General features: G+C 54.3%; 24 protein-coding genes. 14 read left to right on the forward strand and 10 right to left on the reverse strand.

The features are described from left to right. Positions 1 to 40: 40 nt before the first annotated feature. A complete protein-coding gene (gene cpxP, locus ACVV26_RS21750; protein ID WP_474799297.1) occupies positions 41 to 547 on the reverse strand; it encodes a cell-envelope stress modulator CpxP in 507 nt (168 codons plus the stop codon). Positions 548 to 695: 148 nt separating this feature from the next. On the opposite strand from cpxP, the gene cpxR reads away from it, so the two are divergent. From cpxR to trmL, 3 genes are all read left to right on the forward strand, one after another. Continuing rightward, complete coding sequence (gene cpxR / locus ACVV26_RS21755) at positions 696 to 1,394, forward strand: envelope stress response regulator transcription factor CpxR (RefSeq protein WP_474799299.1); 699 nt, start codon at positions 696 to 698, stop codon at positions 1,392 to 1,394. Continuing rightward, positions 1,391 to 2,764, forward strand: coding sequence for an envelope stress sensor histidine kinase CpxA (gene cpxA / locus ACVV26_RS21760; RefSeq protein WP_312983215.1), 1,374 nt, complete (start codon positions 1,391 to 1,393; stop codon positions 2,762 to 2,764). Before cpxR ends, cpxA begins: the two co-directional genes overlap by 4 nt. Before the next feature lie 86 nt (positions 2,765 to 2,850). Next, positions 2,851 to 3,324 (forward strand): tRNA (uridine(34)/cytosine(34)/5-carboxymethylaminomethyluridine(34)-2'-O)-methyltransferase TrmL, encoded by a 474-nt coding sequence (trmL, locus tag ACVV26_RS21765; protein ID WP_474799300.1) that lies wholly within the window; start codon positions 2,851 to 2,853, stop codon positions 3,322 to 3,324. Here the strand turns inward: trmL and cysE are convergent. The 5 genes from cysE to ACVV26_RS21790 form a co-directional block, all read right to left on the reverse strand. Continuing rightward, positions 3,321 to 4,142: a serine O-acetyltransferase gene (cysE, locus tag ACVV26_RS21770; protein WP_312983219.1), complete on the reverse strand. Its 822-nt coding sequence runs from the start codon at positions 4,140 to 4,142 to the stop codon at positions 3,321 to 3,323. The genes trmL and cysE overlap by 4 nt on opposite strands. 75 nt (positions 4,143 to 4,217) lie before the next feature. Beyond that, a complete protein-coding gene (gene gpsA / locus ACVV26_RS21775; protein ID WP_474799301.1) occupies positions 4,218 to 5,237 on the reverse strand; it encodes an NAD(P)H-dependent glycerol-3-phosphate dehydrogenase in 1,020 nt (339 codons plus the stop codon). After that, on the reverse strand, positions 5,237 to 5,704 hold the full coding sequence (secB, locus tag ACVV26_RS21780; protein ID WP_002436726.1) for a protein-export chaperone SecB: 468 nt from the start codon (positions 5,702 to 5,704) through the stop codon (positions 5,237 to 5,239). The genes gpsA and secB overlap by 1 nt, the downstream gene beginning before the upstream one ends. Before the next feature lie 51 nt (positions 5,705 to 5,755). After that, a complete protein-coding gene (gene grxC, locus ACVV26_RS21785; RefSeq protein ID WP_125294979.1) occupies positions 5,756 to 6,007 on the reverse strand; it encodes a glutaredoxin 3 in 252 nt (83 codons plus the stop codon). A 19-nt stretch (positions 6,008 to 6,026) separates the two neighbouring features. Continuing rightward, positions 6,027 to 6,458 carry a rhodanese-like domain-containing protein gene (locus ACVV26_RS21790; protein WP_161659563.1) on the reverse strand — a complete coding sequence of 144 codons (432 nt, stop codon included), beginning with the start codon at positions 6,456 to 6,458 and terminating at the stop codon, positions 6,027 to 6,029. A 245-nt stretch (positions 6,459 to 6,703) separates the two neighbouring features. Between ACVV26_RS21790 and gpmM the strand changes: the two genes are divergently transcribed. The 3 genes from gpmM to ACVV26_RS21805 are packed head-to-tail and all read left to right on the forward strand — an operon-like array spanning position 6,704 to position 10,483. Next, the gene (gene gpmM / locus ACVV26_RS21795) at positions 6,704 to 8,251 is read left to right on the forward strand and encodes a 2,3-bisphosphoglycerate-independent phosphoglycerate mutase (protein ID WP_474799302.1); all 1,548 of its coding nucleotides are present in this window, start codon (positions 6,704 to 6,706) and stop codon (positions 8,249 to 8,251) included. Between the two features lie 9 nt (positions 8,252 to 8,260). After that, positions 8,261 to 9,541, forward strand: a complete 1,281-nt coding sequence (gene envC / locus ACVV26_RS21800; RefSeq protein WP_474799304.1) for a murein hydrolase activator EnvC — start codon at positions 8,261 to 8,263, stop codon at positions 9,539 to 9,541. Positions 9,542 to 9,544: 3 nt separating this feature from the next. Continuing rightward, positions 9,545 to 10,483: a divergent polysaccharide deacetylase family protein gene (locus tag ACVV26_RS21805; RefSeq protein ID WP_474799306.1), complete on the forward strand. Its 939-nt coding sequence runs from the start codon at positions 9,545 to 9,547 to the stop codon at positions 10,481 to 10,483. Between the two features lie 14 nt (positions 10,484 to 10,497). On the opposite strand, the gene ACVV26_RS21810 is transcribed toward ACVV26_RS21805, so the two are convergent. From ACVV26_RS21810 to kbl, 3 genes are all read right to left on the reverse strand, one after another. Beyond that, positions 10,498 to 11,301, reverse strand: a complete 804-nt coding sequence (locus ACVV26_RS21810; protein WP_474801963.1) for a glycosyltransferase family 2 protein — start codon at positions 11,299 to 11,301, stop codon at positions 10,498 to 10,500. Between the two features lie 163 nt (positions 11,302 to 11,464). Beyond that, a complete protein-coding gene (gene tdh, locus ACVV26_RS21815) occupies positions 11,465 to 12,493 on the reverse strand; it encodes an L-threonine 3-dehydrogenase (protein ID WP_474799307.1) in 1,029 nt (342 codons plus the stop codon). Positions 12,494 to 12,502: 9 nt separating this feature from the next. Next, complete coding sequence (kbl, locus tag ACVV26_RS21820; protein WP_254487420.1) at positions 12,503 to 13,699, reverse strand: glycine C-acetyltransferase; 1,197 nt, start codon at positions 13,697 to 13,699, stop codon at positions 12,503 to 12,505. A 229-nt stretch (positions 13,700 to 13,928) separates the two neighbouring features. Here kbl and rfaD point away from each other — a divergent pair, with 229 nt between their 5' ends. The 5 genes from rfaD to ACVV26_RS21845 are packed head-to-tail and all read left to right on the forward strand — an operon-like array spanning position 13,929 to position 18,964. Further along, positions 13,929 to 14,861 (forward strand): ADP-glyceromanno-heptose 6-epimerase, encoded by a 933-nt coding sequence (gene rfaD / locus ACVV26_RS21825; RefSeq protein WP_474799309.1) that lies wholly within the window; start codon positions 13,929 to 13,931, stop codon positions 14,859 to 14,861. A 9-nt stretch (positions 14,862 to 14,870) separates the two neighbouring features. Beyond that, positions 14,871 to 15,917: an ADP-heptose--LPS heptosyltransferase RfaF gene (gene rfaF / locus ACVV26_RS21830; protein ID WP_474799311.1), complete on the forward strand. Its 1,047-nt coding sequence runs from the start codon at positions 14,871 to 14,873 to the stop codon at positions 15,915 to 15,917. A gap of 2 nt (positions 15,918 to 15,919) precedes the next feature. Beyond that, positions 15,920 to 16,891, forward strand: coding sequence for a lipopolysaccharide heptosyltransferase RfaC (rfaC, locus tag ACVV26_RS21835; RefSeq protein ID WP_474799312.1), 972 nt, complete (start codon positions 15,920 to 15,922; stop codon positions 16,889 to 16,891). Then, positions 16,891 to 17,799, forward strand: coding sequence for a WaaZ-like lipopolysaccharide core biosynthesis protein (locus tag ACVV26_RS21840; RefSeq protein WP_474799314.1), 909 nt, complete (start codon positions 16,891 to 16,893; stop codon positions 17,797 to 17,799). The genes rfaC and ACVV26_RS21840 overlap by 1 nt, the downstream gene beginning before the upstream one ends. Beyond that, positions 17,780 to 18,964, forward strand: a complete 1,185-nt coding sequence (locus ACVV26_RS21845) for an O-antigen ligase family protein (RefSeq protein WP_474799316.1) — start codon at positions 17,780 to 17,782, stop codon at positions 18,962 to 18,964. Before ACVV26_RS21840 ends, ACVV26_RS21845 begins: the two co-directional genes overlap by 20 nt. 35 nt (positions 18,965 to 18,999) lie before the next feature. Here ACVV26_RS21845 and ACVV26_RS21850 read toward each other — a convergent pair whose 3' ends face one another. After that, positions 19,000 to 19,962, reverse strand: coding sequence for a polysaccharide deacetylase family protein (locus tag ACVV26_RS21850; protein ID WP_474799318.1), 963 nt, complete (start codon positions 19,960 to 19,962; stop codon positions 19,000 to 19,002). Positions 19,963 to 20,073: 111 nt separating this feature from the next. Here ACVV26_RS21850 and rfaQ point away from each other — a divergent pair, with 111 nt between their 5' ends. Genes rfaQ through ACVV26_RS21865 form a run of 3 tightly spaced genes read left to right on the forward strand, consistent with a single transcriptional unit; the run spans position 20,074 to position 23,371 of the window. Then, complete coding sequence (gene rfaQ / locus ACVV26_RS21855; RefSeq protein ID WP_474799319.1) at positions 20,074 to 21,150, forward strand: putative lipopolysaccharide heptosyltransferase III; 1,077 nt, start codon at positions 20,074 to 20,076, stop codon at positions 21,148 to 21,150. Further along, the gene (locus ACVV26_RS21860; RefSeq protein WP_474799321.1) at positions 21,147 to 22,274 is read left to right on the forward strand and encodes a glycosyltransferase family 4 protein; all 1,128 of its coding nucleotides are present in this window, start codon (positions 21,147 to 21,149) and stop codon (positions 22,272 to 22,274) included. The genes rfaQ and ACVV26_RS21860 overlap by 4 nt, the downstream gene beginning before the upstream one ends. A gap of 2 nt (positions 22,275 to 22,276) precedes the next feature. Next, a complete protein-coding gene (locus tag ACVV26_RS21865; RefSeq protein WP_474799323.1) occupies positions 22,277 to 23,371 on the forward strand; it encodes a glycosyltransferase in 1,095 nt (364 codons plus the stop codon). Positions 23,372 to 23,390: the final 19 nt, after the last annotated feature.

Here is a 23,390-nt window from a genome sequence, read left to right on the forward strand (position 1 = left end):
GAAGACAGGGATGGTGTCTATGGCAAGGAAAACAGGGTTGTTACTGGTTACTACGGGTACTGCTACTAAACACGTTTGCCGAGGAGGACCGTTGCATTTGCGAGACTTCCCGCAACTGAAGCATGCGATACTGGTGCTTCTCGTTTAAAACCGCTTGCTGCTCCGGCGTTAACAGCCGGTACATTTGGTTGCGCACTTTCGCCATCTCGACCTGGCGCGCCACCTGCTCTTGTGCCATCTTTTCGGCCTGAGCCCGCACAGCGGTTTCATCAAAATTTTCTGCGGTGACCAGGCGATGCATGGTCTCCATTTCGCTAACATTAACAGGCGGCTGTTCATGCTTCGCCTGCTGCATGAGGTCGCGCATCTGTTGACGTTGCTTTTCGGTTAATCGAATGCCGTCAAACATATGGCTCTGCACACTGTTTCGTTGCGCCAGCCCTTCTGCGGGGTGCCAGTTATCGCCTGTAACGACTTCAGCAGCCTGGCTTGCGAACGTACTTAATGCCAGTGTTGAGGCCATGACGGCAACGGTAACTTTGCGCATCACTGACTCCTGGAAACTTGGGTGCTGCGATTCAACGAGGACCAGTTTACGATTCAGGCTGCAAACATGCGTCAGGGGGTGTAAAACAACGTAAAGTCATGGATTACCGGGCCTTGATGACGTAATTTTTGCCTCGGAGGTATTAACAATGAATAAAATCCTGTTAGTTGATGATGATCGTGAACTCACTTCTCTTTTAAAAGAGCTTCTCGACATGGAAGGTTTTAATGTGCAGGTTGCCCACGATGGCGAGCAGGCGCTTAATCTTCTGGATGACAGCATCGACCTGCTTTTGCTCGACGTGATGATGCCGAAGAAAAACGGTATCGATACGCTTAAAGAGCTACGTCAGAATCACCAGACACCCGTAATCATGCTGACCGCGCGCGGTAGCGAACTGGACCGCGTGTTAGGCCTTGAACTGGGCGCGGATGACTATTTACCGAAGCCGTTCAATGACCGTGAACTGGTGGCGCGTATTCGCGCTATCCTGCGCCGTTCCCACTGGAGCGAGCAGCAGCAAAACAGCGACAACGGCTCGCCGAACCTGGAAGTTGATGCCCTGAGCCTGAATCCAGGCCGCCAGGAAGCCAGCTTCGACGGCACCGCGCTGGAACTTACCGGCACCGAATTCACCCTGCTTTATCTGCTGGCCCAGCATTTAGGCCAGGTGGTGTCCAGGGAGCATCTCAGCCAGGAAGTGTTAGGGAAGCGCCTGACGCCGTTCGATCGCGCCATTGATATGCATATTTCTAATCTGCGCCGCAAACTGCCGGATCGTAAAGATGGGCATCCGTGGTTTAAAACCTTACGTGGACGGGGTTACCTGATGGTATCCGCTTCATGATTGGTAGCCTGACCGCGCGAATATTTGCGATTTTTTGGCTGACCCTGGCCCTGGTTTTGATGCTGGTATTGATGTTGCCGAAGCTCGATTCACGTCAAATGACCGAGCTGCTGGAAAGCGAGCAACGCCAGGGCGTGATGATTGAACAGCATGTCGAAGCTGAACTGGCTAACGACCCGCCCAATGATTTGATGTGGTGGCGCAGGCTATTCCGCGCCATTGACAAGTGGGCACCGCCGGGTCAACGCCTGGTACTGGTCACCAGCGAAGGGCGCGTGATAGGCGCAGAACGCAGCGAAATGCAGATCATTCGCAACTTTATCGGCCAGGCAGATAACTCCGATCATCCGCAAAAGAAAAAGTACGGTCGCCAGGAAATGGTCGGCCCCTTTTCCGTGCGTGACGGTGAAGACAACTATCAGCTTTACCTGATCCGCCCGGCCAGCAACTCGCAATCTGACTTTATCAACCTGTTGTTCGACCGCCCGCTATTGCTGCTCATCGTTACCATGCTGGTCAGCTCGCCATTGTTGTTATGGCTGGCCTGGAGCCTGGCGAAACCGGCGCGTAAGCTGAAAAATGCCGCCGATGAAGTGGCGCAGGGTAATTTACGCCAGCACCCGGAACTGGAAGCCGGGCCGCAAGAGTTTCTCGCGGCGGGAGCCAGCTTTAACCAGATGGTGACGGCGCTTGAACGTATGATGACCACCCAGCAGCGGTTGCTGTCTGATATCTCCCATGAGCTACGCACGCCGCTCACGCGCCTGCAACTGGGCACCGCGCTGCTGCGCCGGCGGGCTGGCGAAAGCAAAGAGCTGGAGCGCATTGAAACGGAAGCCCACCGGCTGGACAGCATGATCAACGACCTGCTGGTGATGTCGCGCAATCAGCAAAAAAATGCGCTGGTCAGCGAGACCATGAAGGCCAACCAGCTGTGGCGCGAAGTGCTGGATAACGCCGCGTTTGAAGCCGAGCAGATGGGCAAATCGTTCGAAGTGGCTTACCCGCCCGGGCCGTGGCTGCTGTACGGCAACCCAAATGCGCTGGAAAGCGCGCTGGAAAACATTGTGCGCAATGCCCTGCGCTATTCGCACACCCAGATTTGCGTCAGCTTCTCGGTGGATAAAGAGGGCATTACCGTCACGGTGGACGACGATGGTCCTGGCGTCAGCCCGGAAGACCGGGAGCAGATTTTCCGGCCGTTCTACCGTACCGATGAGGCGCGCGACCGGGAATCCGGCGGCACCGGGCTTGGCCTGGCGATTGTCGAAACCGCTATTCAGCAGCATCGTGGCTGGGTCAAAGCCGAAGACAGCCCGCTCGGCGGTCTGCGTCTGGTGATCTGGCTACCGCTGTATCGCCGCACCTGATAACCGCGTCTCTCTGCATAACGGAGAGACGCGTTTTTCTCCCCGCTCACTTCTGCTATTCTGCGCCCCTTGTTGATGGGGGCCTTATGCTTAATATCGTACTTTTCGAACCTGAAATTCCGCCGAACACAGGCAACATCATCCGCCTGTGCGCCAACACCGGTTTTAAACTGCATATCATCGAGCCGATGGGATTCACCTGGGATGACAAGCGCCTGCGCCGGGCGGGTCTGGATTATCATGAGTTTGCCGCCGTAACCCGTCATGCCAGCTACGAGACTTTCCTGGACGCGCAAAAACCGGAGCGCCTGTTCGCGTTAACCACCAAAGGCACGCCCGCCCACAGCGCAGTGAGCTATGCCGCTGGCGATTATTTAGTGTTTGGCCCGGAGACGCGTGGGTTACCGGCGAGCGTGCTGGATGCCCTGCCCGCGCAGCAAAAAATTCGTATTCCGATGATGCCGGACAGCCGCAGCATGAACTTATCTAACGCGGTGTCGGTGGTGGTGTATGAAGCGTGGCGCCAGCTCGATTACGCGGGCGCCGTACTGCGCAGTTAAATACCGTCGCCGTATTCGAAGCCATTATTCACGCCGTTGAAATGCTGATCCATATCCATAGCGGGTTTATCGCTTTCCGGCTTGCCGACGATACGTGCCGGTACGCCTGCGGCGGTGGTATGTGGGGGAACCGGTTGCAAGACCACCGAGCCCGCGCCGATTTTCGCGCCGCGCCCGACCTCAATATTGCCGAGAATTTTCGCCCCCGCGCCAATCATCACCCCTTCACGGATTTTCGGATGGCGATCGCCGCTGGTTTTACCGGTACCGCCCAGGGTCACGGATTGCAGGATGGAGACATCGTTTTCCACCACGGCGGTTTCACCAATCACAATGCCGGTGGCGTGGTCGAGCATAATACCGCGGCCAATTTTCGCCGCCGGGTGAATATCCACCTGGAAGGAAACCGACACCTGGTTTTGCAGGAAAATCGCCAGCGCGCGACGGCCCTGATTCCACAGCCAGTGACCGATACGGTACGCCTGCAACGCATGGAAGCCTTTCAGATACAGCAGCGGCGTGGAGTATTTATCTACCGCCGGGTCGCGGGTACGCACGGCCTGAATATCACAGGCGGCGGATTCAATCATCTGCGGGTCGGCGTCATACGCCTCTTCCACCACTTCACGGATCGCGATGGCGGGCATAATCGGTGACGCCAGTTTGTTCGCCAGCATATAGCTCAGCGCACTGCCGAGATTTTCATGTTTTAGCAACGTAGCATGGTAAAAACTGGCAAGCATTGGCTCGCAGTCGGCGAGCGCCCTCGCTTCGGCTTTTATGTTATTCCATACCAAATCCAGTTCTTCACACGGCATTGCTCTCTCCAGAAAAACAAGCAGCGCCCGGTAAACGATCTTACCGGTGCGCAATAAAGGTAACAGGGGGCTCCATTAATGACTGCTTTTCTCGTCCTTGCGTGCTCGCCCGAGCAACGTTAATGCTGCCTCGCGCGCATTTTTTCCGCAATACAATACTTGATAAATTTCCTCGGTTATTGGCATCTCCACCCCAAAGCGCGCCGCTAACTCACGCACTTCTTTGGTGTTGCGATAACCTTCCACCACCTGGCCAATGGTCTGCTGGGCAGTGGTGACGTCCATGCCTTGTCCAAGCATCATGCCGAAACGGCGGTTACGGGACTGATTGTCAGTACAGGTCAGCACCAGATCGCCCAGGCCCGCCATCCCCATAAAGGTGGTGGGATCGGCGCCCAGTGCGGCACCAAGACGCGTCATCTCGGTGAGCCCGCGGGTAATTAACGCGGTACGCGCATTCGCGCCAAAACCGATACCGTCAGACATCCCGGCGCCAATCGCGATAACGTTTTTCACCGCGCCGCCCAACTGCACGCCGATGAAGTCCGGGTTGCTGTAAACGCGGAAGCTTTTCCCGCAGTGCAGCAGCTGTTGAAGATCTTCAGTGAAGGTTTCATCAGTGGACGCCAGCGAAATCGCCGTCGGCAGGCCTGCCGCCAGCTCTTTGGCAAACGTCGGCCCGGAGATCACCGCCAGCGGGATATCCTCGCCCAGCGCTTCACGAGCAACGTCCTGCAACAGACGCCCGGTTTCCGCTTCCAGCCCTTTGGTGGCCCAGACCACGCGCGCATCACTGCGCATCAGCGGTTTAATCTGGCGCAGCACTTCGCCGAACACATGGCTTGGCACCACCACCAGAATATTGCGGCTGGCCGCCAGCGCGGTAGCGAGATCGCTTTCAAGACGGAGAGAATCGGGGAAAGGCACATCCGGGAGAAACGCGGCGTTGCAGCGGTCAGCCTTTAACGTCGCGATATGTTTAGGATCGTGGCCCCAGAGCACAACCTGGTGGCCGTTTCTGGCCAGGGTAATGGCAAGAGCGGTGCCGTAAGAGCCGGCACCGATGACTGTCATTGAAGCAGTAGTGTTATTCATCAGGCATCCTGATGGTCTTGCGCACCTTCGCCGGACTGCTGTTGCAGATAGTTCATGAACAACGCGTCGAAGTTAACCGGCGCAAGGTTCAGTTGCGGGAACGTGCCGCGGGAAACCAGGCTAGTAATACATTCACGTGCATACGGGAACAGAATATTCGGGCAGTATGCGCCCAGGCAATGCGCCAGCTGCGTGCCTTCGATGCCGCCAACGGAGAAGATGCCCGCCTGCTGTACTTCGCACAGGAACGCGGTGTCGTTTTCCAGCGTAGCGGTGACAGTTACGCGCAGAACCACTTCATAAACGTCGTCTGCTAACTGGTTGGATGCGGTATCCAGGTCCAGTTTGACTTCCGGCTGCCAGTCTTTCTGAAACACATGCGGCGCATTCGGTGCTTCAAAAGAGATATCCTTGGTGTAAACGCGTTGGATCTGAAAGGTCATTTCAGTGTTGTTTTGTTCTGACATGTGTAAACCCTTTATTGTTTGTCCTTCAAAGTGCCTTACGGCGAAGCAGCGCTAGCGCAACAGGGGATCGAGTCCACCACGCGCATCCAGCGCATACAAGTCGTCACAACCGCCAATGTGCTGTGCATCAATAAAAATTTGCGGCACCGTGGTGCGGCCACTGCGCTTAATCATCTCTTCCCGTTTAGCAGCGTCCCCGTCAATGGGTAGCTCTTCAAACGCGACGCCTTTGCTCGCCAGTAATGCTTTTGCACGATGGCAGTAAGGGCAGGTCACTTTGGTATAGATTTCGATATTGGCCATGACGATACCTTAGCGTGAGTTATTTTCCGCGCACCAGTGGAAGGTTTTCACCACTCCAGCCTGCTACACCGTCTTTCAGCACGAATACACGCTCGAAACCGGCTTTCATCAGCGCGTTAGCAGATTCCTGGGCTGACATGCCGTTGCCATCAACCACAATAATCGGCTGCGCTTTATGCTTATCCAGCTCGCCCGTGTTATTGGCTTTGATTTCATTGGGCAGTACGTTCAGGGCGCTGGCGATATGGCCTTTGCGGAAATCGTCGCGCTGACGAATATCCACCACCACTGCGTCTTCTTTGTTGATTAAACGCGTCGCTTCACCACGCGAGATCACCTTCACTTTAGAAGTAAGGCTTTTGAACGTGGTAAAGAGCACCGCCCCCAGTAACGCGACCCAGGCGATACTAAGTATGGGGTGACGGCCAACGAATTGCATAATTTCTTGCATGGGGGGTAAAGGCTCCCGACTAAGTGAAAAAAACCAGGTGAGGAGTATACCTTTGCATTGGTCCAATTACAGCCAGCGCGCGACAGGTAATGCATATTCTGCGGGCTGTTACGGAAAAAATGACCAAAAGCGCCAAAAGGGACAGACTACCCGCCCGCTTTTTTTGATCTTCTGCGGCTATTCGTGCCAATAAGTTGTAGTAAAATTACGCAAATTTTTTATCTTTGAGCAATGAGGTTATCGCAATGTCGGTTTCTAAAAAACCAATGGTCCTGATGATTCTGGACGGCTACGGCTACCGTGAAGATCAGCAGGATAACGCTATTTTCAGCGCTAAAACACCGGTAATGGACAGCCTGTGGGCAAAACATCCGCATACTCTGATTGACGCATCAGGTCTGGAAGTGGGTCTACCGGATCGCCAAATGGGCAACTCCGAAGTGGGCCATGTTAACCTGGGCGCGGGCCGCATCGTGTATCAGGATTTGACCCGTCTGGACGTTGAAATTAAAGAACGTACTTTCTTCTCTAACCCGGTACTGACCAGCGCGGTAGATACCGCAGTTGCTTTCGGCAAGGCCGTGCACATCATGGGCCTGCTCTCCGCAGGCGGCGTACACAGCCACGAAGACCACATCCTGGCGATGGTGGAACTGGCAGCAGAACGCGGCGCGGAAAAAATCTACCTGCACGCTTTCCTGGACGGACGCGACACCCCGCCGCGCAGCGCCGAATCCAGCCTGAAACGCTTTGAAGAAACCTTCGCCGCCCAGGGAAAAGGCCGTATCGCCACTATTATTGGCCGCTACTACGCCATGGACCGCGACAACCGTTGGGACCGCGTAGAGCTGGCTTACGATCTGATGACCCTGGCACAGGGCGAATACCAGGCAGACAGCGCCGTTGCCGCTCTGGAAGCTGCGTATGCGCGTGACGAAAACGACGAATTCGTTAAACCAACCGTGATCCGCGCTGAAGGCCAGCCAGACGCCGCGATGGAAGACGGCGATGCGCTGATTTTCATGAACTTCCGTGCCGACCGCGCCCGTCAAATCACCCGCGCGTTTGTTAACGCCGATTTCGACGGTTTCGCCCGTAAGAAAGTCGTGAAGTTCTCTAACTTCGTGATGCTGACCGAATACGCCGCCAACATTGACACCGCCTGCGCTTACCCGCCGAGCTCTCTGGTTAACACCTTCGGCGAATGGATGGCGAAAAACGACAAAACCCAACTGCGTATTTCTGAAACCGAAAAATACGCCCACGTCACTTTCTTCTTTAACGGTGGCGTGGAAGATTCCTTCGCGGGCGAAGATCGCATCCTTATCAATTCTCCGAAAGTGGCGACTTACGACCTGCAACCGGAAATGAGCTCTGCAGAATTAACCGAAAAATTAACCGCCGCGATCCGCAGCGGTCAATATGACGCCATTATCTGCAACTACCCGAACGGCGACATGGTTGGTCACACCGGCGTGTTTGACGCAGCGGTGAAAGCGGTGGAAGCGCTGGATAACTGCATCGCGCAAGTGACTGAAGTTGTTGAGTCTGTTGGCGGCCAGCTGCTGATTACCGCTGACCACGGCAACGCCGAGCAGATGCGTGACCCGTCTACCGGCCAGGCACACACCGCGCATACCAACCTGCCAGTTCCGCTGATTTATGTGGGTGAAAAATCGGTTAAAGCGGTAGAAGGCGGCAAATTGTCTGATATCGCGCCGACAATGCTGTCCCTGATGGGCATGGACATCCCGCAAGAGATGACTGGTAAGCCGCTGTTCATCGTGGAATAATCCCTCCCCATGAGGGGAAAGGTGCACTTTTCAATTCGGGGCATGAAACCACAGCGGTTTTGTTTAATGCCCCTGCTATACGCCAGCGTGCTTAGCGCTGGCGTATTGTTATACCCATTTTCCGCCACGGCGGACGAGCGCGATCAGCTCAAATCCATTCAACAGGATATCGCCGCCAAAGAGCGCGCGGTACGCCAACAGCAACAGCAACGCAGCACGCTTCTGGCGCAGCTAAAAGCCCAGGAACAGGCTATCGCCGCCGCCACCCGTGCCTTGCGTGAAACCGAAAACAGCCTTGCACAACTGAATCGCCAGATCAGCGTGATGAACGCCTCTATTGCCAAACTGGAAAAACAGAAAGCCTCGCAGGAGCGTAACCTCGCCGCCCAGCTCGACGCCTCGTTCCGCCAGGGCCAGCACACCGGCATCCAGCTCATTCTGAGCGGCGAAGAGAGCCAGCGCGGCCAGCGTTTGCAGGCCTATTTCGGCTACCTGAACCAGGCGCGTCAGGAAACTATCGCGCAGCTGCGCCAGACCCGTGAAGAAGTGGCGTCGCAGAAAGCCGAGCTTGAAGAGAAGCAGAGCGAGCAGCAAACCCTGCTGTATGAACAGCAGGCGCAGCAGGCGAAGCTTGAACAGGCGCGTAACGAGCGTAAGAAGACGATTAGCGGTCTGGAATCTTCTATCCAGCAGGGCCAGAACCAGCTTAGCGAGATGCGCCAGAACGAATCGCGCTTGCGCAACAGCATCGCCCGTGCGGAAGCAGCGGCTAAGGCTCGCGCCGAACGGGAAGCCCGCGAAGCCGAGCAAGTGCGTAGCAAACAGCAGGAAGCCAGCCGTAAAGGCACCACCTACAAGCCGACCGAAAGCGAACAGTCGCTGATGTCGCGCACCGGTGGGCTGGGCTCGCCGCGCGGCCAGGCGTACTGGCCGGTACGCGGTTCTTTACTGCATCGCTATGGCGAACAGCTACAAGGTGAACTACGTTGGAAAGGGATTGTTATCGGCGCGTCGGAAGGCACGGAAGTTAAAGCCATTGCCGATGGCCGCGTGATCCTCGCCGACTGGCTGCAAGGCTATGGCCTTGTGGTGGTGGTTGAACACGGTAAAGGCGATATGAGCCTGTACGGTTACAACCAAAGCGCGCTGGTTAGCGTCGGGACCCAGGTTCGCGCCGGTCAGCCTATCGCGCTGGTAGGCAACAGCGGCGGTCAGGGCCGCCCTTCACTCTATTTCGAAATTCGTCGGCAGGGACAAGCCGTTAACCCACAACCGTGGTTGGGAAGATAAGTTTTGCTTCAATTTCGACGATTACTGCTTTCACTTGCCGCCAGTCTGGCGGTATTCACCCCGGCCATGGCGGGCAAACTGGCGATAGTGATTGATGACTTTGGTTATCGCCCACAAACCGAAAACCAGATCCTGGCTATGCCGCCCGCGATTTCCGTCGCCGTTCTGCCTAATGCGCCGCACGCCCGGGAAATGGCCACCAAAGCCCACAACAGCGGCCATGAGGTCTTGATCCACTTGCCTATGGCACCGCTCAGCAAACAGCCGTTGGAAAAAGACACGCTGCGACCAGAAATGAGCAGTGATGAAATCGAGCGCATTATCCGCGATGCGGTTGGCAACGTGCCGCATGCCGTGGGCCTGAACAACCATATGGGCAGCGCCATGACCTCCAGCCTGTTCGGTATGCAAAAAGTGATGCAGGCGCTGGGGCGTTATAACCTCTATTTCCTCGACAGCATGACCATCGGCAACAGCCAGGCAATGCGCGCGGCGGCAGGCACTAGCGTGAAAGTCATTAAGCGCAAAGTGTTTCTCGACGACACCCAAAACGAAGCCGATATCCGCACCCAGTTTAATCGTGCTGTAGCGCTGGCGCGGCGCAACGGCTCTGCCATCGCTATTGGACATCCCCACCCTTCCACCGTGCGCGTCTTGCAGCAGATGGTGTACAGCTTGCCTGCGGATATCACGCTGGTACGGCCGAGCAGCCTGCTGAATGAGCCACAAACCGATACCTCAACGCCGAACCTGACGCCGCCGCCCTCTACTACGCCGCGTAATCCGTTCCGGGGCGTGAAAATTTGCAACAGCAAACAGCCGCCTGAGCCGGTGTACGCCACGCGCTATTTCTCCGTAATTGGTGAAAGCATCAGTCAGAGCGGGATGGCGAAGTACATCGTGAACCAGTGGCAGGGCTGGAAAAACCCGGCCATAAAATAACCCGCCGTGGCGGGTTATTTTTGCAAAGAGGCGGAGTCTGTTTCATGCCCGGTTACGGACGCTTTGTTATCGGCATGAGCATACCAGGCTTTAAAATATTTGAGAAAGCTGTAAAGCGTGGCGTAAAACCCCGTCACTGCGCCAACGCGCCCCTGCCGCCAGGCGCCGCTAAATAAATACCATTTGAAGAATGCGCCAATGGCGCTAATAAAGCCGCGCGTAATCGACGGCCTGACGGCGGTATATTTCACCAGCCGCGTAGTATAGCCATTCAGTTTATTGATCACTTCATGAAGCGTATAAAACGTATCATGGCGCACACGCCCCGGCATTTTTTCGCTACAGGTATGCCCTTCAACCTGGTCATCCACCGGACGCAGATTAAATCGCGCATGCTGGCGATTAAACAAGCGGACCGGGAAGTCTGGAGAAGAGATGGGATACAGGGTTCTGACCTGCTCGCCTAATACATACCAGTAACGCGGCAAACGCCAGGCTTTATCTTTGGCAGGCTCATCGCCCGCTTTCAGGGCCAGAATGAAATTGACGGTTTGTTCATCCATAATTTCATCACTGTCCATGCATAGCACCCAATCATGGCTGGCGCGCTCAATCGCCACATTCATCTGCATACCGTGCATTGAATAAGGGTGATGAAAAGGCGTAATACCAAATTCGCGGCAGATTTCCAGCGTCTCATCGGTGCTGCCGGAATCGACCACAACCATTTCATCTGCTACACGAATAAGGGGCGGTAAAACTTCACGTAATAAGCGTGCGGAGTTATGCGTTAATAAACATACCGAGAGTGTAAACATCATCCTGACTCTGTCTTGTGGGATCCTATTAACCATAGAGGATCAATCAGAAAAAAAAGGCGAGTTTAGTGTGATTTTAGATAAGGTTTTTCGCAGGAAATGATATTACAGAATTTAGCATAAGAAAAAGCGCCCGAAGGCGCTTTCATTGTTAATCCCGGCGTTAATCCCAACTGAGAATAACTTTGCCGGACTGGCCTGAGCGCATAGCGTCAAAGCCTTTCTGGAAATCATCGATAGTGAAGCGATGAGTGATGATAGGCGAAAGGTCGAGCCCTGACTGGAGCAGTGCAGCCATTTTGTACCAGGTCTCGAACATTTCGCGGCCATAGATGCCCTTAATGAACAGGCCCTTGAAGATGACCTTGTTCCAGTCGATGGACATATCCGACGGCGGAATACCCAGCATGGCAATACGCCCGCCGTGGTTCATGGTATCCAGCATGGCGCGGAACGCCGGCGGCGCGCCGGACATTTCCAGACCGACGTCAAACCCTTCGGTCATTCCCAGGTCTTTCATCACATCGTGCAGGTTCTCTTTGGATACGTTCACCGCGCGGGTGACGCCCATTTTGCGAGCCAGCTCGAGGCGGTATTCGTTCACGTCGGTGATCACCACGTGGCGCGCGCCAACGTGTTTCGCGACTGCCGCCGCCATAATACCGATAGGGCCTGCGCCGGATACCAGCACGTCTTCGCCCACCAGATCGAATGACAATGCCGTGTGCACCGCATTGCCGAACGGGTCGAAGATAGAGGCTAAGTCATCAGAAATATTATCTGGGATTTTAAACGCGTTAAACGCGGGTAATACCAGATACTCCGCAAAGCAGCCCTGACGGTTGACGCCCACGCCGATGGTGTTGCGGCACAGGTGGGTACGGCCACCACGGCAGTTACGGCAATGACCGCAGGTGATATGCCCTTCGCCGGAAACGCGATCGCCAATCTTGAAGCCTTTTACTTCCTGGCCGATACCGACCACTTCGCCCACATATTCATGACCGACAATCATCGGTACTGGAATGGTTTTTTGTGACCATTCGTCCCAGTTATAAATATGCACATCGGTACCGCAGATAGCCGTTTTGCGGATTTTGATTAACAGATCGTTATGTCCCACTTCCGGCTCGGGGGCATCATTCACCATCCAGATGCCTTCTTCTGCTTTCAGCTTCGATAATGCTTTCATGTCTTATCCTCAGGCAATCACGCCTAGCTGTTTACCGATACGAATAAAGGCGTCGATCGCACGCTCAATCTGCTCGGTGCTGTGCGCCGCAGACATTTGGGTACGGATACGCGCCTGCCCTTTCGGCACCACCGGATAGAAGAAACCGGTGACGTAAATCCCTTCTTTTTGCAGTTCACGGGCAAAATTCTGCGCCACAACCGCATCGCCCAACATCACCGGAATGATGGCGTGGTCTGCGCCCGCCAGGGTGAAACCGGCAGCGGTCATTTTTTCGCGGAACAGACGCGCGTTGGCCCACAGCCTGTCGCGCAGCGCGTCGCCTTCGGCCAGCATTTCCAGCACTTTGATAGAGGCAGAAACAATTGCCGGTGCCAGCGAGTTAGAGAACAGATACGGACGGGAACGCTGGCGCAGCCACTCCACCACTTCTTTACGTGCTGCGGTGTAGCCACCAGACGCGCCGCCCAGCGCTTTACCGAGCGTACCGGTGATGATGTCAACGCGGCCCATCACTTCACAGTATTCATGCGTGCCGCGACCGTTTGCGCCGACAAAGCCCACCGCGTGGGAGTCGTCGACCATCACCAGCGCGTCGTATTTATCCGCCAGGTCGCACACGCCTTTCAGGTTAGCGATAACACCATCCATAGAGAACACGCCGTCGGTCGCGATCAGTACGTGACGGGCACCCGCTTCACGCGCCTCTTTCAGGCGTGCTTCCAGCTCCTGCATATCGTTATTGGCATAGCGGAAGCGCTTCGCTTTACACAGACGCACGCCGTCGATGATCGAAGCATGGTTCAGGGCATCGGAAATGATCGCGTCTTCCGCGCCCAGCAGGGTTTCAAATAACCCGCCGTTGGCGTCGAAGCAGGAAGAATAGAGAATGGCATCTTCCATGCCGAGGAATTCAGCCAGCTTTTGCTCCAGCTGCTTGTGCGTGTCCTGAGTGCCGCAGATAAAGCGCACCGAAGCCATGCCAAAACCGTGGCTGTCCATGCCCTGTTTGGCGGCAGCGATCAGTTCAGGATGGTTAGCGAGACCGAGGTAGTTATTGGCGCAGAAGTTGATAACGTGGCTACCGTCCGCGACGGTGATATCGGCTTGCTGGGCCGACGTGATAATACGTTCTTCTTTATACAACCCTTCCGCACGTGCGGTTTCCAGGTCGGCATTCAACTGTTGGTAAAAATCCCCTCGCATTGCAATTCTCCAGGCTGGGCAAATTTCGGCACATATTACCCAAACTAATCATTTGATACGAGATGACGATTGGCGGAATGCGCGTTTTGCAGCATAAATCACGTCTGTGAAACAAACTTCACAGATGGCGAAGAGGTCTAAAGCTGAAGGAGAGACGATGTGGTGATATGATTATCACCATTCGCGCCTGAGATAGTCTCATGGCCCTACTTTCTTAAAGGTTATACGTATGATCATTGTTACCGGCGGCGCTGGGTTTATCGGCAGCAACATTGTTAAGGCGTTGAACGACAAGGGCATCACCGACATTCTGGTGGTCGATAACCTTAAGGACGGCACCAAATTCGTTAACCTGGTTGACCTGACCATCGCAGATTATATGGATAAAGAAGACTTCCTTATCCAGATTATGGCAGGCGAGGAATTTGGCGATATCGAGGCCATTTTCCATGAAGGCGCCTGCTCTTCCACCACCGAGTGGGATGGCAAGTACATGATGGATAACAACTATCAGTACTCCAAAGAAGTGCTGCACTACTGTCTCGAGCGTGAAATTCCGTTCCTGTACGCCTCGTCTGCCGCCACCTACGGCGGGCGCACTTCTGATTTTATCGAGTCCCGCGAATACGAAAAACCGCTTAACGTCTACGGTTACTCCAAATTCCTGTTCGACGAATATGTGCGCCAGATCCTGCCGGAAGCCAATTCGCAAATCGTCGGGTTCCGCTACTTTAACGTTTACGGGCCGCGTGAAGGCCATAAAGGCAGCATGGCGAGCGTGGCGTTCCATTTGAACACCCAACTGAACAACGGCGAAAGCCCGAAACTGTTTGAAGGCAGCGATGGTTTCAAACGCGACTTCGTTTACGTGGGCGATGTGGCGGCGGTTAACCTGTGGTTCTGGGAAAACGGCGTATCTGGCATTTTCAACCTCGGCACCGGGCGTGCGGAATCCTTCCAGGCCGTGGCCGATGCCGCGCTGGCTTATCATCAGAAAGGCAGCCTCGAATACATCCCGTTCCCGGACAAACTGAAAGGCCGCTACCAGGCATTTACGCAGGCCGACCTGACCAACCTGCGCGCCGCTGGCTACGATAAGCCATTTAAGACCGTCGCCGAAGGTGTGACGGAATATATGGCCTGGCTGAACCGCGACGCGTAAGTACCCCGTATGAAAATATTGGTGATCGGTCCGTCCTGGGTGGGCGACATGATGATGTCGCAAAGTCTCTATCGCACGCTCAAGGCGCGCTATCCCGAGGCGATTATCGATGTGATGGCACCCGCGTGGTGCCGCCCGTTGTTATCGCGTATGCCGGAAGTCAACGAGGCGATCCCCATGCCGCTCGGCCATGGGGCGCTGGAAATGGGTGAACGTCGCAAACTGGGCCTCAGCCTGCGCGATCGTCGCTACGACCGCGCCTACGTATTGCCAAACTCGTTTAAATCCGCGTTAGTACCCTTCTTCGCTAATATCCCTCAGCGCACCGGCTGGCGCGGTGAGATGCGTTACGGCCTGCTGAACGATGCGCGGGTACTGGATAAAGCCGCCTGGCCGCTGATGGTTGAGCGCTATGTGGCGCTGGCCTATGACAAAGGCGTGATGCAGTCGGCGCGTGATTTACCGCAACCGCTACTGTGGCCGCGTTTGCAGGTGAGCGAAGCAGAAAAACAGCAGATGCGCGCCACGTTCAATCTCTCCGGTGAACGGCCGATTATCGGCTTTTGCCCCGGCGCGGAATTCGGTCCGGCGAAGCGCTGGCCGCATTATCACTACGCTGCGCTGGCAGAAAAACTGATCGCCCAGGGCTATCAAATCGCGCTGTTTGGCTCGGCGAAAGACAACGAGGCGGGTAACCAAATCATCGCCGCGCTGCCGAATGAGCAGCAGCCGTGGTGCCGCAATCTGGCCGGGGAAACCGCGCTGGAGCAAGCGGTCGTGCTGATTGCCGCCTGCCAGGCCGTAGTATCCAACGACTCGGGTCTGATGCATATCGCCGCCGCGCTGGATCGCCCGCTGGTAGCGCTGTATGGCCCAAGCAGCCCCGATTTCACGCCGCCGCTGTCCCATAAAGCACGCGTGATCCGCCTGATAACCGGCTACCACAAAGTGCGTAAAGGCGAAGGCGAGCAAGGCTATCATCAAAGTCTCATCGACATTACGCCTGACCAGGTTAACGATGAGTTATCACGCCTGTTGGCCAATCAGGAAAATTAACCATGCGGGTATTGATAGTCAAAACCTCTTCCATGGGGGATGTGCTACATACCCTCCCGGCCCTGACGGACGCCATGCAGGCGATCCCTGGGATCCGCTTCGACTGGGTCGTTGAAGAAGGATTCGTCCAGATCCCTGGCTGGCACCCCGCCGTCGATCGCGTTATCCCTGTGGCGATCCGCCGCTGGCGCAAAGCCTGGTTTTCATCCGATATCCGGGCAGAAAGAGAGACGTTTCGGAAATTGTTAAGATCGGTGCGCTACGATGTGGTTATTGATGCGCAAGGTCTGGTTAAGAGCGCGGCGCTGGTTACCCGGCTGGCGCAGGGCGAAAAGCACGGGATGGACTGGCAAAGCGCGCGCGAGCCGCTGGCATCACTGTTTTATAAACACCGCCATGCCATTGCCAAACAGCAACACGCCGTCGAGCGCACCCGTGAACTGTTCGCGAAAAGTCTGGGGTATTTGCGCCCTGCACAGACAGGCGACTATGCCATCGCACAACATTTTCTCGGTGAGGCGCAGAACACACTGGAACCCTATCTGGTGTTTTTACACGCCACTACCCGGGATGATAAACACTGGCCGGAAGCGCGCTGGCGCGAGCTGATTACGCTGATGGCTGACAGTGGATTAAAGGTAAAATTGCCCTGGGGGGCGCCGCATGAAGAAGCGCGCGCCCGGCGCCTCGCTGAAGGGTTTGATTACGTCGAGGTGCTGCCACGGCTCAGCCTGGAACAGGTGGCTTATGTTCTGGCGGGCGCGAAAGGCGTTGTCTCCGTGGATACCGGTTTGAGTCATCTGACCGCTGCGCTGGATCGGCCTAATATTACGTTATACGGGCCAACCGATCCGGGGTTAATCGGCGGATACGGCAAGAACCAGCACAGCGTCATGTCTCATGACAACGGTAGCATGGCGGCGAATCAGGCCGACGACGTATTCAGGCTGATTAAGAGGCTAATGGATGTCTGATGGGTTCACTATTTAAGCAAATTTACCGCTACACGCGCCCGCGAGCTTTTCGCCACAATGAAAACCTTTGGCCTTATGCAAAAATTTCCCGCGCTGAGACAGGGGAAATTCGTTCCTTAAGTTACAAAGGCGTTGCCGTTCCTCTGGCTGGGCTTAGCGAACTGAAAAATCGCTATCAGGGCGATGTGCTGCTTACTGCTACGGGCCCTTCTACCAAAGAGATGGATTTTACCGTCGTACCGGAAACACTGCCGATCATGGGCGTTAACGGCGCTTATGTCCTGCAAGGTCAGCTGCAATACAGTTTGTATATCGTCGTGGATATGGAATTTTACGATCGCAAACCGGAAATGATAACGGCGATTGTCAGCAATCCCGATATTCTTTTATTTACAACACTCCATGGCGTGGCAAAAATTTACGATCGCCATTCCCGTGAAGCGATTAAATGCAAAATCGCATTGATTGAAGATGCTTGCTATAAAATTTATCAGGGAAAAATCGCTGATGACGCGAAGTGGCATGCCTACCAGGGAAGCAATACGGCGATCTTTGATGAGCAAAACAAAAAAATAGGCTTCTCAACCGATATCCGTAACGGTATTTTTGACGCAGGGACCGTGGTTTACTGGGCATTACAGGTACTGTTTTTCTTAGGTTTTAAACGTATCATTATCAGCGGGCTGGATATGAATAATTTTCATCAGCCACGCTTTTATGAAAACGACCAAACTCGACTTCCCTCTTATCTTGAAAACAAAGTGGAAAATATAGTATTTCCTGCGTTCTCACTGGCTTCACGAGTCCTTGAGCAGCATGGTGTATATGTTTTTAACCTTTCTCAAGAAAGCGCGGTTCCAGAATTGATTTTTAAAAAGGTTAAGTTGCATGTACTTTTCAAGCAATAAAATCACTTTAGAGCGATGCTATTTATTTTTCTTTACGCTATTTTTGTTCTTTAGCGCTATTTTTTGCATTTCGACAAGAACAAACAACCTTTTTCACATTTCAGGCATATTATTCATTGCCGCTTTTGTCTTTTCTTCTGGGGTGCGCAAGAAAATTTTAAGTAAGAAAAATCTTGTAATCGGCCTGTGCACTATCGCCGCTTTTGTCATTTATTTTGGCATCTCAAACTTCTGGGGCGGCAACGATGAAACCCTGAGATCGGCGTTTACTCACGGCTTATACATCACGATATATACCATTATGCTGGTCAGCATGCTGGAAGATGCTCGTTACCGCCATAGAGCGATGACGGCTATTGTCTCAGGGCTTACCGTCCTGGCCGTTTATACATTATTCACCGATTTTAATCTGGTGCTACATCTTCGCCAGGTTTCCGAAACCAACCCCGGCCCCACCAACGTCATCGATCTGGCAGGATACTGCGCAATCGGCTGTTTACTAAGCTTTATATTGTATAAAGAGAAAACTCAACTTCTGTATCTTTTGCCCGTAATCCCGTTATTCACTCTGCTGCTTTTGACTCAAAGCCGTGGGCCATTTATTGCATTAATTGTATCTCTCATTATTTTTTTCCACGTTCGGACAATAGTGCGTAAACATTTAATTATGACCGCTGCTGCGGTTATCGGGCTGGCCTTAATTCTTTTCTATACCCAGGTTGGGGAGCAATTCCTCTCACGTTTTGAGGCGCTACGCCAGCAAAGCGGTTTACGTCTTAGCATCTGGGCTCATACCATTGAGTTAGTGAAGTCAAACATCTGGTTCGGCAAAGGCTTTAACTATAACCTCGATTTTATCAATTACAGCGGCGAGCACATCACCACTACGCATAGCATCTATATCGGCGCTTTCCTTAAGGGCGGTATTATTGGCCTGGCGCTGTTCCTGGTTATCGTTAACTATGGATTATTATGCGCCTGGTTTAAATTCATCAATAACCGTCGACTGGAAGCATCAATTTTTTTGTTTTCGATCATTTTCATGATGTCCCAGGGAATGTTCATTATTAATAACCCCCGTGAGTCGTGGATATTATTTTGGTTGCCCCTTGCGGTGGTCATCAGTAACACTACGTTTAAACGGGAAAACATCCCCGCTAAATAATAAAAAAGCCGTCGCAAGACGGCTTTTTTATCAGGCTAGCGTTTATTTACCGCTTGTTGGTAATATTCCGCTAACGTGAGTCCCGTCGCTTTTGGCTGCAGCCACGCGAAAAAGGCCTCAAGATCATCGTATAACCGCTCGATATCACTCTGCGTTTTAAAGGTGGGGCTCCCGCCGGGCATGTATTCTGAGGAGTGAAGCATATACTCCACGTAATCACTGCCCTGCGCGAGCGTTTGCTCCACGACGCTTTTCATCGTATCCACATTGCCCCCCATCGGGCGTAGCCAGTGAACAGAAGGCGAACGCACTTTTCCCCGTAAACGATCGTAACCCTGCTTAATGCTATTCATCATCGCAGAGTGCTTATACTGGATACTCATGGGTACTTCGAGTAACGGCGAGTTGCCCGGTTTACGAATATCATTTTCATCCAGAAAGTAGGCTGTTGTCGGGAAATCGCGGTAATCCGTTCCCCCGGTCCCTGCCGGGTTTCCTTTGGCGGTTTTCCAGTTCACTTTTGGAGTCACGGAACAATCGACAAGATAGCCCTGTTCCACCAGCAGCCGGGCGTAGCGCTCATCAAATGCCCAGCGGCCAGCACGATGGCTGACCATTTTGGTCTGAAACGTATCCTCAAGAAGATGCGTCATGTATTCCACTTTCTGACGCATCATCCCGGTGGCGTATTCGATTAAATAAGGCTTGTAGCGCCAGTCATCATCAGTTAACGGCTCCAGCGGTGGGCTGTTCCATGCATGAAGATGCATCCCGACCTCACCGGTCCCTCTGGCTATCACATCCCGGGCAAACTCGATATAAAACGGATCGATTGCCATTTCATAGTTGGTTAAATAGACCGGTTTGAATCCATATTTCTCGCATAGCGCCTGAAAACGCGGCAAATAGCGCGCATTCTCAGTGGTGATGCTGTCGTGATTTTGCCAGAGGTTATCGCCCTCTGTATCAATCGTTATGAGAAATGCAGGATTGTGCATGGATAATTCCTTAAACACCGGTTATCGCGTCATGGTAGTGCAATCCAGGGCTTCTCTCAATGCGTGTGATAACCTAGAATCAACAACTTGTTATCTGATGAAGAATACATCATGACCGCAAGCGACCTCTCCGGTAAGCACTCTGTTCCCGCACGCATTCTAATCATCAAGCTCCGCCATCACGGCGATATGTTATTGATTACGCCCCTTATCCACGTTCTTAAACAGCGCTATCCCGCCGCCGAGGTGGACGTATTACTGTATGAAGAAACGCGGGAAATGCTTTCCGCGAACAGCGATATTCATCAGATCTACGGTATCGACCGAAAATGGAAAAAGCAGGGCACCGCTTACCAGCTTAAACAGGAGTGGGCACTGCTTCAGGCGCTGCGTCAGCGTCGGTACGATCTGGTGCTGAACCTGGCGGACCAGTGGCGGAGCGCCATCATTACCGCATTAACCGGCGCGCAAACCCGGGTGGGATTCGCCTTTGCTAAACGCGACAGCCTGATATGGCGCAAAAGCCACACGCTGTTGGCCTCTACCGCGGTGCATAACCGCCAGCATACCGTTGAGCAAAATTTGTCTATCCTTCAACCATTAGGTCTGGATAGTCATGACGCCCCGGCAAAAATGGGTTATACCGACGCCGACTGGCAGCAATGTGAAGCGCTGCTTCCGGGTGATTTTCGTGAGCGCTACGTGGTGATCCAGCCGACATCGCGCTGGTTCTTTAAATGCTGGAGCGAAGCAAAAATGAGCGAGCTGATTAACTCGCTATCGGCGCAGGGCCACGCCATTGTGCTGACCTCCGGGCCGGACGCGAAAGAATTAAAGATGGTTGAAACTATTCTTGGGGGTTGCCCTGACGCCCGCGTGCACTCGCTGGCAGGCAAATTAACCTTGCGCCAGCTGGCGGCGTTAATTGACCATGCGCGACTGTTTATCGGCGTGGATTCCGTTCCCATGCATATGGCTGCGGCATTACATACACCGCTGGTCGCACTGTTTGGCCCGTCGAAACTCACTTTCTGGCGGCCCTGGCAGGCACAGGGGGACGTGATTTGGGCAGGCGACTATGGTTCACTTCCCGATCCTGACGCCATCGATACCGGCACCTCACAACGTTATCTCGATATGATCCCTACCCAGGCCGTGATTGACGCCGCCCGGAGATTACTGGCATGAAAAAATTCCGCCTGGCGTTAGTCAGACAAAAATACCGCCCGGACGGCGGCGCTGAACGCTTTGTGTCGCGAGCGCTCGAAGCGCTGGACGACCAGGATATCGACCTGAACGTCATCACCCGTGAATGGCAGGGGCCGGTAAATCCTGGCTGGCACATCCATATCTGCAACCCGCGTAAATGGGGGCGGATTAGCCGGGAGCGCGGCTTCGCTAACGCGGCGCGGGCGCTATGGGAAACCAAACAGTTCGATATTGTGCAAAGCCATGAGCGGATACCGGGATGCGATTTGTATCGCGCCGGAGATGGCGTGCATCGCCGCTGGCTTGAGCAGCGCGCCCGTATCCTGCCAGGCTGGAAAAGCCGTTTGCTGTTAAGCGATCGCTATCATCGTTACGTGATGAATGCAGAGCGGGAAATGTATACCGATTCCGCCTTACGCGGCGTTATCTGTAACGCCGAAATGATTAAACGGGAAATCATCGAAAACTTCGGCGTGCCGGAAAGCAAAATCCGGGTCATCTATAACGCCATTGATAACACCCGCTTCACACCGCCGGACGCGGCCACGTTTATCGCCCTGCGTGAACAGTGGCAATTGCCCATTCAGGCCACCTGCCTGATTTACATCGGCTCCGGCTTTGAGCGTAAAGGGCTGGATGCCGCAATTCGGGCTATCGCACCTACCGATCGCCACCTGCTCGTGGTGGGCAAAGATAAGGATCAAAAACGCTACCAGTCGCTGGCGAAAACGCTGCACTGCGATAATCGCGTCCACTTTTTTGGCGTGCAGCAGGAAACGCTGCCGTTTTATCAGATGGCGGACGGCCTGCTGCTGCCCACGCTCTACGATCCGTTCCCGAACGTTATTCTTGAAGCGATGGCCTGCGGGTTGCCGGTGATTACCAGCACTGGCTGCGGCGGCGCTGAATTTATCGAAAACGGGCGTAACGGCTACGTGTGCGATGCGCTGGATATCGGCGCGCTGCAACAGGCGGTGATGGCGCTACCCGCGCGTGCGCTGGACTCACAGCAAGGGGCCCGTGCCCGGGAGCGTATTATGGGCTGCACCGCGCAACATCTTTCTGCGCAGCTCATCGCCTTTTATCAGGAGTTATTAAGATAACCATGCGGATTTTGTTTGTTATCGATGGTTTACCCGGCGGCGGCGCGGAGAAAGTCGTGATTACGCTTGCGGAGCAGTTCCTGCGCGAGGGTGAACGCGTGTCGTTGTTTTCACTGCGCGACGTCTGCGAGTACGCCTTGCCGGAGACTCTCGACTATCGGGTGATTGCCGATCGGTGCCGTAAGCCCTGGCGTAAAATGACCGAGTTATCGCGCCGCGCCCGGCAACTGGATGACGCCATTAAAGAAGCGGAAAAAGAGGGTCAGTTTGACCTGGTGGTGTCTAATCTCCATAAAACCGATCGCATCGTGTCCCGCAGCGCTGTTCTGGCTCATCGCAATCTGTGGTTTTGCCTGCACGGCGTTTTTTCCGCCTCTTATCTGGGGCATCGTACCGGGTTCAGCCGCTGGCAGAAGCAGCAGAAGATTAAACGGGTTTACCAGCATCGCAACGTGATTACCGTATCTAACGCGGTTGGGCGTGACCTGGTTGAGCAATGCGGGGTTACGCCTGCGCAGCTTAAAACGATCTATAACCCGTTTGATATCGCCGCCATTCGCACCAGCGCACAAGCGCCCTGCAAGATGGCCGGGCAGGATTATCTGATCCACGTGGGACGTTTTCATCCGGCAAAACGCCATGACCGTTTAATCGAAGCCTACGCGAAGAGCGGAATTACTGCGCCATTGCTGCTGCTCGGCCAGGGTAAGCCCGAGCAGGAAGCGAAGCTGCGGGAGCTGGCGGCGCGCCTGGGCGTCGGTGAGCGGGTGGTCTTCAAAGGCTTCCAGCCCAATCCCTGGACATGGATGAAACATGCGCGATTGCTCGTGGTCAGCTCGGACAGCGAAGGGTTTGGCAACGTGCTTGTGGAGGCGCTGTTGCTGGGTACGCCCGTGGTCAGCACCCGCTGCCCTGGCGGGGTGACGGAAATCCTCACCGATGAATTCGCGCGCGGTCTCGCAGACCTGAACAGCGATGCACTGGCCCGGACTCTGCAAAGCATTTATGATAACCCGCCGCTAATCGACCCACAGCGGCTGGAAAAATTCAGCGTAGAAACTATCTGCAATCAGTATCGTCAGCTGTCACCATCCTGACGGGAAATACGTCCTTTTG

The organism is Atlantibacter sp. MEI4A-1023, from assembly GCF_056155425.1.

Coding starts and splice junctions, on each gene's coding strand:
- ACVV26_RS21845 (WP_474799316.1), top strand. CDS start 17,780: ATGTACTTTTCAAGCAATAAAATCACTTTAGAGCGATGCTATTTATTT.
- ACVV26_RS21850 (WP_474799318.1), bottom strand. CDS start 19,962: ATGCACAATCCTGCATTTCTCATAACGATTGATACAGAGGGCGATAAC.
- rfaD (WP_474799309.1), top strand. CDS start 13,929: ATGATCATTGTTACCGGCGGCGCTGGGTTTATCGGCAGCAACATTGTT.
- ACVV26_RS21840 (WP_474799314.1), top strand. CDS start 16,891: ATGGGTTCACTATTTAAGCAAATTTACCGCTACACGCGCCCGCGAGCT.
- ACVV26_RS21810 (WP_474801963.1), bottom strand. CDS start 11,301: ATGTTTACACTCTCGGTATGTTTATTAACGCATAACTCCGCACGCTTA.
- rfaF (WP_474799311.1), top strand. CDS start 14,871: ATGAAAATATTGGTGATCGGTCCGTCCTGGGTGGGCGACATGATGATG.
- rfaQ (WP_474799319.1), top strand. CDS start 20,074: ATGACCGCAAGCGACCTCTCCGGTAAGCACTCTGTTCCCGCACGCATT.
- ACVV26_RS21790 (WP_161659563.1), bottom strand. CDS start 6,458: ATGCAAGAAATTATGCAATTCGTTGGCCGTCACCCCATACTTAGTATC.
- gpmM (WP_474799302.1), top strand. CDS start 6,704: ATGTCGGTTTCTAAAAAACCAATGGTCCTGATGATTCTGGACGGCTAC.
- envC (WP_474799304.1), top strand. CDS start 8,261: ATGAGGGGAAAGGTGCACTTTTCAATTCGGGGCATGAAACCACAGCGG.
- trmL (WP_474799300.1), top strand. CDS start 2,851: ATGCTTAATATCGTACTTTTCGAACCTGAAATTCCGCCGAACACAGGC.
- cysE (WP_312983219.1), bottom strand. CDS start 4,142: ATGCCGTGTGAAGAACTGGATTTGGTATGGAATAACATAAAAGCCGAA.
- ACVV26_RS21865 (WP_474799323.1), top strand. CDS start 22,277: ATGCGGATTTTGTTTGTTATCGATGGTTTACCCGGCGGCGGCGCGGAG.
- gpsA (WP_474799301.1), bottom strand. CDS start 5,237: ATGAATAACACTACTGCTTCAATGACAGTCATCGGTGCCGGCTCTTAC.
- cpxP (WP_474799297.1), bottom strand. CDS start 547: ATGCGCAAAGTTACCGTTGCCGTCATGGCCTCAACACTGGCATTAAGT.
- grxC (WP_125294979.1), bottom strand. CDS start 6,007: ATGGCCAATATCGAAATCTATACCAAAGTGACCTGCCCTTACTGCCAT.
- rfaC (WP_474799312.1), top strand. CDS start 15,920: ATGCGGGTATTGATAGTCAAAACCTCTTCCATGGGGGATGTGCTACAT.
- ACVV26_RS21860 (WP_474799321.1), top strand. CDS start 21,147: ATGAAAAAATTCCGCCTGGCGTTAGTCAGACAAAAATACCGCCCGGAC.
- secB (WP_002436726.1), bottom strand. CDS start 5,704: ATGTCAGAACAAAACAACACTGAAATGACCTTTCAGATCCAACGCGTT.
- cpxA (WP_312983215.1), top strand. CDS start 1,391: ATGATTGGTAGCCTGACCGCGCGAATATTTGCGATTTTTTGGCTGACC.
- kbl (WP_254487420.1), bottom strand. CDS start 13,699: ATGCGAGGGGATTTTTACCAACAGTTGAATGCCGACCTGGAAACCGCA.
- cpxR (WP_474799299.1), top strand. CDS start 696: ATGAATAAAATCCTGTTAGTTGATGATGATCGTGAACTCACTTCTCTT.
- tdh (WP_474799307.1), bottom strand. CDS start 12,493: ATGAAAGCATTATCGAAGCTGAAAGCAGAAGAAGGCATCTGGATGGTG.